The sequence below is a fragment of the Thalassospira sp. UBA1131 genome, assembly GCF_002311515.1.
GTDB lineage: Bacteria > Pseudomonadota > Alphaproteobacteria > Rhodospirillales > Thalassospiraceae > Thalassospira.
The window spans coordinates 33755-44423 of the sequence record NZ_DCAO01000081.1; the positions used below are offsets into that span (position 1 = coordinate 33755).

At 55.7% G+C, this 10669-nt stretch carries 10 protein-coding genes; 7 read left to right on the forward strand and 3 right to left on the reverse strand.

The window, feature by feature from the left end; all coding sequences use genetic code 11:
- The first annotated feature begins 74 nt into the window (after positions 1-74).
- Together adh and B3Z49_RS12455 are read left to right on the forward strand one after the other, a co-directional pair.
- Positions 75-1595, forward strand: coding sequence for an aldehyde dehydrogenase (gene adh / locus B3Z49_RS12450; RefSeq protein WP_296991278.1), 1521 nt, complete (start codon positions 75-77; stop codon positions 1593-1595).
- Positions 1596-1667: 72 nt separating this feature from the next.
- Positions 1668-2069, forward strand: a complete 402-nt coding sequence (locus B3Z49_RS12455) for a DUF779 domain-containing protein (protein WP_296991280.1) — start codon at positions 1668-1670, stop codon at positions 2067-2069.
- Positions 2070-2242: 173 nt separating this feature from the next.
- Here the strand turns inward: B3Z49_RS12455 and B3Z49_RS12460 are convergent, their stop codons facing one another.
- On the reverse strand, positions 2243-3247 hold the full coding sequence (locus B3Z49_RS12460) for a YeiH family protein (protein WP_296991283.1): 1005 nt from the start codon (positions 3245-3247) through the stop codon (positions 2243-2245).
- A gap of 112 nt (positions 3248-3359) precedes the next feature.
- On the opposite strand from B3Z49_RS12460, the gene B3Z49_RS12465 reads away from it, so the two are divergent.
- From B3Z49_RS12465 to B3Z49_RS12480, 4 genes are all read left to right on the forward strand, one after another.
- Positions 3360-4253, forward strand: a complete 894-nt coding sequence (locus B3Z49_RS12465; protein WP_296991313.1) for a LysR substrate-binding domain-containing protein — start codon at positions 3360-3362, stop codon at positions 4251-4253.
- Positions 4254-4459: 206 nt separating this feature from the next.
- A complete protein-coding gene (locus tag B3Z49_RS12470) occupies positions 4460-5848 on the forward strand; it encodes a cytochrome ubiquinol oxidase subunit I (protein ID WP_296991285.1) in 1389 nt (462 codons plus the stop codon).
- Complete coding sequence (cydB, locus tag B3Z49_RS12475; RefSeq protein WP_296991288.1) at positions 5845-6843, forward strand: cytochrome d ubiquinol oxidase subunit II; 999 nt, start codon at positions 5845-5847, stop codon at positions 6841-6843. Before B3Z49_RS12470 ends, cydB begins: the two co-directional genes overlap by 4 nt.
- Entirely contained in the window at positions 6843-6977 is a 135-nt protein-coding gene (locus tag B3Z49_RS12480) for a DUF2474 family protein (protein WP_083997117.1), read from the forward strand. The genes cydB and B3Z49_RS12480 overlap by 1 nt, the downstream gene beginning before the upstream one ends.
- Positions 6978-7085: 108 nt before the next feature.
- On the opposite strand, the gene B3Z49_RS12485 is transcribed toward B3Z49_RS12480, so the two are convergent.
- Both B3Z49_RS12485 and B3Z49_RS12490 read right to left on the reverse strand, forming a co-directional pair.
- Positions 7086-8303, reverse strand: coding sequence for a PLP-dependent aminotransferase family protein (locus B3Z49_RS12485; RefSeq protein ID WP_296991297.1), 1218 nt, complete (start codon positions 8301-8303; stop codon positions 7086-7088).
- A gap of 157 nt (positions 8304-8460) precedes the next feature.
- Positions 8461-9261, reverse strand: coding sequence for a hypothetical protein (locus tag B3Z49_RS12490; protein WP_296991300.1), 801 nt, complete (start codon positions 9259-9261; stop codon positions 8461-8463).
- Positions 9262-9594: 333 nt separating this feature from the next.
- Here B3Z49_RS12490 and cysD point away from each other — a divergent pair, with 333 nt between their 5' ends.
- Positions 9595-10500: a sulfate adenylyltransferase subunit CysD gene (gene cysD / locus B3Z49_RS12495; RefSeq protein WP_349676387.1), complete on the forward strand. Its 906-nt coding sequence runs from the start codon at positions 9595-9597 to the stop codon at positions 10498-10500.
- Positions 10501-10669: the final 169 nt, after the last annotated feature.

The window sequence follows — 10669 nt, forward strand, 5'->3', positions numbered from 1 at the left end:
GACCTTTGCGGGTAACGGATCGTCATAATCAAAAATGCGGGCGGCAAATCGCCCGTTATCTCGGAGGAACCCAAATGATCTACAAGAATCCAAATGACTCTGGCAGCAAGGTCAGCTTCAAAGGCCGCTATGAGAACTTCATCGGCGGTGAATGGGTGGCCCCTGCCAAGGGTCAGTATTTTGAAAATGTCTCGCCGGTGAATGGCAAGCCGTTCTGCGAAGTTGCACGATCGAGCTCTGCGGACATCGAAAAGGCCCTTGATGCCGCACATGCCGCCTTCCCGGCCTGGGGCAAGACCTCGGTCACGGAACGGGCCAACATGCTCAACAAGATCGCTGATCGTATGGAAGCCAATCTTGAAATGCTGGCCGTCGCCGAAACGTGGGACAATGGCAAGGCCGTGCGTGAAACGCTGGCAGCCGACATCCCGCTTGCGATTGACCATTTCCGTTATTTCGCGGGCGCCATTCGCGCACAGGAAGGCTCGCTTGGCGAGATTGACGACAACACAGTCGCCTATCACTTCCACGAACCGCTTGGCGTGGTCGGTCAGATCATCCCATGGAACTTCCCGATCCTGATGGCGGTCTGGAAACTGGCCCCGGCCCTGGCCGCGGGGAACTGCGTTGTTCTAAAACCGGCCGAACAAACCCCGGCATCAATCTGTGTTCTGATGGAACTGATTTCCGATCTGATCCCGGCGGGCGTTGTCAACGTTGTTCAGGGCTTTGGCGTGGAAGCCGGCAAGCCGCTGGCACAAAGCAACCGTGTGGCCAAGGTCGCCTTTACGGGTGAAACCACTACCGGCCGCCTGATCATGCAATATGCATCGGAAAACATCATTCCGGTCACCCTCGAACTCGGCGGCAAGTCGCCCAACATCTTCTTTGAAGACATCATGGCAGCCGATGATGATTTCCGCCAAAAGGCCGCCGAAGGCATGGCGATGTTTGCCCTGAACCAGGGTGAAGTTTGCACCTGCCCGTCGCGCGCGATCATTCAGGAAAGCATCTATGACAAGTTCATGGATAACGTTCTGTCGCGTATTGCCAACATCAAACAGGGCAACCCGCTTGATACTGACACCATGATGGGTGCGCAGGCATCGACCGAGCAGATGGAAAAAATCATGTCCTATCTGGATATCGGCAAACAGGAAGGTGCCGAAGTCCTGTGTGGCGGCGACAAGGCCGATCTGGGCGGTGACCTTTCCGATGGTTTCTATATCCAGCCGACCATTTTCAAGGGCCACAACCGCATGCGGATTTTCCAGGAGGAAATCTTTGGCCCGGTCGTATCGGCAACCACCTTCAAGGACGATGCCGAGGCGCTTCATATCGCCAATGACACGCTGTATGGCCTTGGCGCTGGTGTCTGGACGCGGGATGCCAATCGTTCATACCGCTTTGGCCGCGATATCAAGGCCGGTCGTGTGTGGACCAACTGCTATCACCTCTATCCGGCGCATGCGGCCTTTGGCGGCTATAAGCAGTCGGGCATCGGGCGTGAAAACCACAAGATGATGCTCAACCACTATCAGCAGACCAAGAACCTTCTGGTTTCCTACGATCCGAAACCGATGGGATTCTTCTGATCCGATCCTCTTCGGAGCCGGACGCGAGGTTAACCTTGCGTCCGGTCGCCTTTCGCAAAGAAGGAGGTGACATTGACTGGATCAGAAAACGCGCCTGACAGGGTGGTTGCGACAGATGCCGCAGTTGAACTGATCAGGAATCTCAAGGATATCCACGGGCCGGTGATGTTTCACCAGTCCGGGGGTTGCTGCGATGGCAGTGCACCGATGTGCTTTCCCGACGGGGAATTCAAAACCGGTGATCAGGACGTGTTGCTGGGCGAGATTGAAGGCAGTCCGTTTTATATCGGGCGCGCACAGTTCGAATATTGGCGTCATACCCAACTGATCATTGATGTGGTCGACGGGCGCGGCGGCATGTTTTCGCTGGAGGGACCAGAGGGCAAACGCTTCCTGACCCGATCGCGCATCTTTAGCGACGATGAATGGAACGCGCTTAAGGCGCATGAAGAAAAGGCACCGTTAACGGATTAGCAAAGCCAACGCTTTGCGATTCTGGATCTACCCGGGCGTTTCGTTTCCGACATCTCCTCCCACGGTGTCCACCCCCAGCGAAACGCCATAAGAAGCTGCCAGCTTATCCGGCGCATGTGCGGCTTCTTCCCCCTTGCCCGCTGCTTCCCCCATCTTGGGCAGCGGGCATTTTTTTATGCCAGAACCACAAGTACCACCCCCGAAAGGGCACAGAGAAACATCAGCGACAACAGGGCCGCCATCACCACCCGCCCGCCAACATGCAAGACATTTCGGATATCAACACTCAATCCAAGGGCGGCCATGGCAAGGATGGTCAGGAAGGACGATGTGGTTTTGATCGGCGCGCGGGCAATATCGGGGATCAGATCAAACGAACAGGCCACCATCATGGCGATAAAGCCAATGATGAACCACGGCACGACCTGCGCAATCGGAAGCTTCGTCTCACGCGCCCGCCCGCCAATCACAGCCAGCGCAAAGATCACCGGCCCCAGCATCAGAACCCGGATCAGCTTGACCAGTGTGCCGACCTGAACCGCAAGGGTGCCAGCCGGTGCGGTTGCCGCCAGAACCTGCGGCACGGCATAAACCGTGAGCCCTGAAAAAATACCATATTGGGTTGCCGATAATCCAAGTCCGGCATGAAGCATCGGCAGAACAAAAACAAACAGCACCCCCAGAACCGCAGTGAACGAGATCGAGGCCGCCACATCATCCGATTGCGCCTCAATCACCGGCGCGGTCGCCGCAATTGCCGAATTGCCACAGATCGAATTGCCACATGCGACGAGCATCGAAAGATGACTAGAAAGACCCAGCGCGCGCCCAATGTGATAGCTGACAAACAGGCTAATACAGACGACCGCGATGATGGCCGCAACCAACCCGCCCCCTGCCGACCCGATGGCCTGCGCGCTGATCGACGCGCCCAGCAACACAATGGCTATTTCAAGCACCGTCTTGGCGCAAAACCGCACCCCGGCAAAATAGCGCGGCGCCAATCCAAACACCGATCGCACCACCACCCCGATCAGAATGGCAAAAACCAGACTTTCCACCCAGCCACGCCCGAACAACATACGCTCGGCATGTTCGGCCAGCTTGGCGGCAAGTGCGACCAGAACGGTTACAGCAAGCCCGGGCAAGATCGGTTTGAGGTGGGTGTTAAAAAACATGGTTTTCCTGTGTTTTGATCACAGGCAGAAAATCCCACACCCAACCATTTACTTCCATCGAATAAAAACTCATATTTCATTCAATTAAATTGAACGGTTGAACGTAACCATGATGACACTTGAACAGCTTCAGATCTTTGTCGCGGTTGCCGAACGCGAACATCTGACCCGCGCGGCTGAGGCCATTGGCCTGACGCCATCGGCCGTCAGCTCCGCGATCAAGAATCTTGAAGGCTTTTATGGTGTGGCGCTGTTTAACCGGGTCGGACGGCGGATTGAGCTGACCCAGACCGGGCGATTGTTCCTTGATGAAGCCAAATCAACACTGGCCCGTGCACGGGCAGCAGAACTGACTTTGGCCGAACTCGGCGGCATGCAGCGCGGGGAGCTTAATGTTTATGCCAGTCAGACGATTGCCAGTTACTGGTTGCCACCCTTCCTGATGAAATTCCATGACCAGTATCCCGGCATTGAAATCCGCCTGACGATTGGCAACACCAAGACCGTCTCGGACGCCGTCCGTGGCGGGGCTGCCGATATCGGCTTTATCGAAGGCGACATTGATGAACCGGCATTGGCCAAACGCGAAGTTGCCGAAGACGCATTGGTGATTGTTGTCTCGCCCAATCACCCGTGGGCCAATGGCCGGGCGCTAAACCCGCAGGCGCTTGTCACCCAGACCAACTGGATCCTGCGCGAAGCAGGATCGGGCACCAGATCGGAATTCGAAGCCGCCCTGCGCGATCTGGGCGTTGATCCCGCGCGCCTGCGCACGGCACTTGTCCTGCCCAGCAACGAGGCCGTCATTACCGCGGTTGAAAACGGCATCGCCGCCACCGCCGTTTCACAGTTTGCGGTCAGCTCGCTGATCGCCCAGGGCCGCCTTGCGCGTGCCAACTTCCCGATCCCACCGCGCAAATTCATGGTGCTGCGCCACAAGGAACGCCAGCAAACGCAAAGTTCGCTAGCACTTGAGAAACTGTGCCTTTCGCCCCCGAACACCTAGATCGCTACAATCGAATTTAAAAATATTCCAAGTGTAAATTGCGCATTCGCAATGCAGCATTTTGGGGTCGGTTCTAATGGTCGGTCTGACAGGGCAACCTGTGCATGCGCCACCCGAAACCGACACATGCATCCATTAATGGGCACTTCCGATCGCGGAAGATGCAGAGTTGTCCAGAGGCTTCGCCACCTTAGAGGACCCTGCCAATGCTTGATGCAGAACTATTGGCGCGCATACAGTTTGCCTTTACCGTCTCGTTCCACATTATCTTCCCGTCCTTTACCATCGGACTGGCAAGTTACCTGTTCGTGCTTGAAGCCCTGTGGCTGCGCACCAGGGACGAGACCTATCTTTCGCTTTACAAATTCTGGATGAAAATCTTTGCCCTCGCCTTTGGCATGGGGGTCGTATCCGGGATTGTCATGTCCTATCAGTTCGGCACGAACTGGGGACCATTTTCCGAATTTACCGGCGGTGTGATCGGCCCGCTTCTGGCCTATGAGGTGCTGAGCGCCTTCTTCCTTGAGGCAGGCTTCCTTGGCATCATGCTGTTTGGCCTGAACCGTGTTGGGCCAAAGCTGCACTTTACCGCCACCACCATGGTTGCCATCGGAACGCTTTTCTCGGCCTTCTGGATTTTGTCAGCCAACAGCTGGATGCAAACACCGGACGGCTATGTGATCGAAAATGGCCGGGCGGTGGTTTCAAGCTGGATCGATGCGATTTTCAATCCGAGCTTCCCGTATCGTCTGGTGCATATGGTGCTGGCGGCCTACCTGACCACAGCCCTCGTGGTTGGCGCGGTTGGTGCATGGCATCTGATGCGTGATCGCGAAAACCGGGCGGCGAAAATCATGTTTTCCATGGCAATGTGGATGGCGGCCATCCTTGGCCCGATCCAGATCTTTGCCGGTGATTTACATGGGCTTAATACCCTTGAACATCAGCCGGCCAAAGTGGCAGCGATGGAAGGGCATTTTGAAACCCGCGAAGGTGCACCCCTGATCCTGTTTGGCATGCCCGACATGGAAAAAGAGGAAACCAAATACGCGGTCGAGATTCCCAAGCTGGGGTCGATGATCCTGACCCATGAATGGGATGGCAAGATCACCGGGCTCAAAGACTTCGCCCCCGAAGATCGCCCGAATGCCCCAATTGTGTTCTGGACGTTTCGCATCATGGTCGGGCTGGGCGTTTTGATCGCACTTCTGGGCATTGCCAGTGTCATCGCACGCCTGCGCAAGAAGCTTTATAGCTGTGGCTATCTGCATCGCTTTGCCCTTTTGATGGGGCCAAGTGGCTTTGTTGCCATTCTGGCCGGCTGGTTTACGACCGAAGTCGGGCGGCAGCCCTGGGTGGTTTATGGCCTGATGCGAACATCCGAGGCCGGGTCGCCGGTGGCCCCGACCGCCATTGCCGGATCGCTGATCGCCTTTGTGGTGGTTTATGCCATCGTGTTCGGGGTCGGCACGGCCTATATCCTGCGCGCCATGGTCAAGGACCCGCGTAGCGCCCACACCCCTGAAGAAACCGAAATCTTGCGGGCCGGTGGTCGCCAATCAACCGCCGCACATCCGCCCGTGGCAGGAGAATGATCATGGATTATCAACTGATCTGGGTTCTGCTGATTGCTGTTGCCGTCTTTGCCTATGTCACGCTGGATGGCTTTGACCTTGGCATTGGCATCCTGTTTCCCTTCATCAAAAGCCCGAAAAATCGCGGCCGAATGATGAATACCGTCGCCCCGGTTTGGGACGGCAATGAAACCTGGCTGATACTGGGCGGGGGTGGGCTTTATGCCGCCTTCCCACAGGCCTATTCATTGCTGATGACGGCCTTTTACATTCCGGTCTTTACCATGTTGCTCGCCCTTGTGTTTCGCGGGGTTGCGTTCGAGTTCCGGTTCAAAAGCAAGAACCACCAGAAACACTGGGACTTTGCCTTTTCGGCCGGATCGATCATTGCTGCGGCAATGCAAGGCGCGATGCTGGGCGGCTTTATCGAAGGCATCGCGGTTGAAAACGGACGTTTTGTGGGCGGTGCGTTTGATTGGTTGAGCCCGTTTTCGGTGTTCTGCGCGACGGCGGTTGTGGTGGGCTATGCCCTGCTCGGCACCGGCTGGCTGATCATGAAGATGGAAGGCGATTTTCAGGGCAACTTGCGCCGTCTCGCCAAACCCGCCGTGATCTGGATGGCGGCCAATCTTGGCGTGGTGTCGCTGATGACGACCTATGTTAATCCGGCCTATGCCCAGCGCTGGTTTGAACTGCCAAACATGCTGTATCTCGCCCCGATCCCGCTTGTGACGGTCGGGTTGCTCTATTGGCTGTGGCATGCGGTCAAGAAGCGTGAAAAGACCGTGTTTGGCATCACGCTTGGCATTTTCTTCCTGAGCTATCTTGGCTTCGGGATCACGCTTTATCCCAATATCGTGCCGCCGATGATCACCTTCCGCGATGCAGCCGCCCCGGAAAACAGCCTTGCCTTCATGCTGGTGGGGGCCGCCATCTTGCTGCCGATCATTCTGGGCTACACCGCCTATGCCTATTGGGTATTTCGCGGCAAAACCGGGGATGAGGGGTATCACTGATGGCCAGCATCAAATCACCTCTCAAATCCCCAAAAGCCCGCAGATGGCTGTGGTTTGTCGGCCTTTATGTCGGCGGGGTTGTTGTGCTTGGCGCAGCATCACTTTTGCTGCGCGCCCTAATGGGGCAGGCATGAGCATGGACATGCCCTGACCCATGCAAACTCCCGTGACCTGCTTCATACCCCCGACAGCAGGTCTCTACCCGGCAGCACTCCCCACCCGCTGCCGGGTTCTTTTTTTGCTTACTGGTTGTCCTTGCGCCGGATCAGCAGGGCCAAACGTTCAATCCCGTCGCGGATACGTTCACTGCTTTCGGTGGCAAAGCTCAGGCGCGCGGTATTGATCCCGCTTTGATCACAGAAAAATGCCTGACCGGGGACAAAGGCTACTTTGGCGTCTTCCATCGCATCGATCAGAAGTTCGCGGCTGTTGATGTTTTCGGGCAATGTTAACCAGACAAACATGCCCCCTTGCGGGCGCGACCAACTGACACCTTCGGGCATGAAGTCCGCAAGCGCGTTTAGCATCACATCGCGTTTGGCGCGATAGGCATCCTGCAGGGTTTCCAGATGGCTTGGGAACAGTTTCGATGCAGCACGCAGTGCAATTTCCTGATTGATGGTTGATACATGCAGATCCCCCGCCTGCTTCATCAAAACAAGCTGTTTGATCACCGGGCGCGGTGCTGTGATCCAGCCAATGCGAAGGGCCGGTGCCAGTGTTTTGGAAAACGTGCCCAGTTGAATAACCGTTCCGGCATCCGGATCGCCCTGGGTGTCATCAAGTGCCAAAAGCGACGGCAGGCTTTCACCTTCATAGGCAAGCTTGCAATAGGCCGCGTCTTCAAGGATCACAGCACCATATTTGCGGGCAGTCTCCAGCACCGCCAAACGGCGATCAAGCGAATAGGATCGCCCGGTCGGGTTCTGGAAATCCGGCGACAGATAGGCAATCCTAGCCCCCTTGGCAAAGGCGGCATCAAGTTCGGCAATCACCGGGCCGTCATCATCCATGGCAATGCCGACATAGCTTGGCCGACGCATGGAAAAGGCCTGCATCGCGCCAAGATAACTTGGCTTTTCCAGAACGATCTCGCGCCCCGGTTCCAGCAACAGGCGGGCGAGCATATCCAAGCCTTGCTGCGCACCACAGGTAATCAGGATATTATCAATATCGCGCACGGCCGCCGTCGCCGCCAGATCGTCCACAATCCATTGCCGCAACCCGGGCAGGCCTTCACTGATGGAATATTGCAGACTGCGACGCCCGGCCTGCTCATCGCCGGTGAGCGCGCCATAAACATCATTAAAGGTCGCAAGCGGGAAAAGCTTTGGATCGGGCACGCCACCGGCAAATGAAATAATCTCTGGCCGTTCAGCCACTTTCAGCAGGTCACGAATTTCAGACGCCCGCAGGGCACGGGCATCGGGGACGATCATTTCATTCCATTGAACAGACATGGCAGCACTCTTTAGGTCAGCAACATTGCCGTTATTTGGCAAGCAACACTGACCTAAATCAAGTTTATTTTATCAACTCATCGAAATTTGAAATAAAATTACAATGCGCTCCATCGCCAAGCTTGTTTCAGCCCCATGCGGTTTTGCGCTGTGCCCTCTACTTTACCCGCAGCGAGGCCCGACAAAAGATCACGGAGACCAGCACAACCGCGAAACAGCCGATCAACGCGGAAAATGCCGCACTGACAATCAGAAATGCCGGATCGGCGGGAATGCCAATGGCAACCAGTATCGCCACCACCTGCCCCATGACTGGCAACACCAAGGCTGAGAGAATGGGCAGGAACAGAACCACCGCCAAGAGTCGCGCAAACAGAAAGAAGAAGCATCGCCGTCCGACGGCCAGAACATCGCCAAACCTTGCCTGCCCCGCCTGAACGATCATCGCACCCCACGCGCCCAACAGCACAAACAGCGCAAAGACCAGAAGGGCCACCACAGCCCCCGCACCAAGACGCAAAGCGGCCGACGCATCAACGCGGCCTGTACTCATCAATAGAAGATCAGACACAAACACAAGCTGATAGAGCGTGACCAAAACCGCCACCACCAATGCTGCAGCCATCATGCCCCGCGCAAAACGCAACAAACCGGTCAAACCTTGCACGCGCATGGCCGCAAACCCGACCTCGCCCCTTAGGACAGCGATGTGGCTGACATAGGCAACAGGGATCAGCGGAATGGCATAAATCGCAAACCAGATGACTTGCCAGATCGCACCAGTCAGGTTAGGCGTGCCTTCAGTGTCCAGCAATGCCGGACCGGGCATGACAGCGCCAAGCCCGCTGATCAGAACTGTCAGCAGCACCGAAATGGCAACAATGCCCCGCCCCTGCCACATCAGGGCCATACCATCCTGAATAATCCAGGTCTTGAATGGCTGTGCGTGTCCGTTCATCGCCCCCTACATATCGCCGCCGCAATTGCGTGCGATTGATATGGCGATGAATGGGGTATCTGGTCAATGCATCTGGCTTGGAAGGTAAAATTGAGGCCTTCCTCCCCGAACAGAGGCCCTGCGATGCAAATAAACTTGCCCTGCCACGCCTTTCGAATTAAACACCATTAAAGGTGTTGATAATCATTCGACTACAAAATTTTGTGTAAAAATAGAAATCACACTTGCGTTGCGGTGCGTTCCATATTACCCATCAAAGCTAAGTGAAATACTTTTATAAACACTAAATTATGTGTTGATTGCCACAGTTATGATTGATCGGCAGGAAAGAGAATGCAGCCTAATCTGACCCATCTCCGCCAGCTTGAGGCAGAGAGTATCCACATCATCCGCGAGGTGGCGGCATCGTTCGAGCGACCGGTGATGCTTTATTCCATCGGCAAGGATTCATCAGTTCTGCTGCATCTGGCACGCAAGGCGTTTTATCCGGCCCCGCCGCCCTTTCCATTGATGCATGTCGATACCACCTGGAAATTCCGCGAAATGATCGAATTTCGCGACCGGATGGCGGCTGAATACGGCTTTGATCTGATTGTTCATATCAATCAGGATGGTGTGGAGCGCGGCATTGGCCCGTTCACCCATGGCTCCAGCCTGCATACCGATGTCATGAAGACGGAATCGCTTAAACAGGCGCTGAACAAATACAAGTTCGATGCGGCCTTTGGCGGTGCGCGCCGTGACGAGGAAAAGGCACGTGCCAAGGAACGCGTTTTTTCATTCCGGACCGAAACCCATCGCTGGGATCCGAAAAACCAGCGCCCGGAATTGTGGGATATCTATAACGCCCGGATCAACAAGGGCGAAAGCATCCGTGCTTTCCCGATCTCGAACTGGACCGAGCTTGATATCTGGCAATACATCTATCTTGAGCAGATCCCGATTGTGCCGCTGTATTATTCCGCCAAACGCCCGGTGGTCGAACGTGACGGAATGCTGATCATGGTCGATGACGACCGCATGCCGCTGAACCCAGGCGAGACCCCGGACATGAAATCGGTGCGTTTCAGGACCCTTGGCTGCTATCCGCTGACGGGTGCTGTTGAGTCCGAGGCAGCCACCCTGCCCGACATTATCCAGGAAATGCTTCTGACCCGTTCAAGCGAACGTCAGGGCCGCATGATTGACCACGACCAGGCCGGGTCGATGGAGAAGAAGAAGCAGGAAGGCTATTTCTGATGTCACACAAGTCTGATTTGATCGCCGATGATATTCTCGGCTACCTCAAGGCTCAGGAAGAAAAAAGCCTTCTGCGTTTCATCACCTGCGGCAGCGTGGATGACGGTAAATCGACCCTGATCGGGCGTCTGCTTTGGGATTCCAAACTGATCTTTGAAGATCAGCTGGC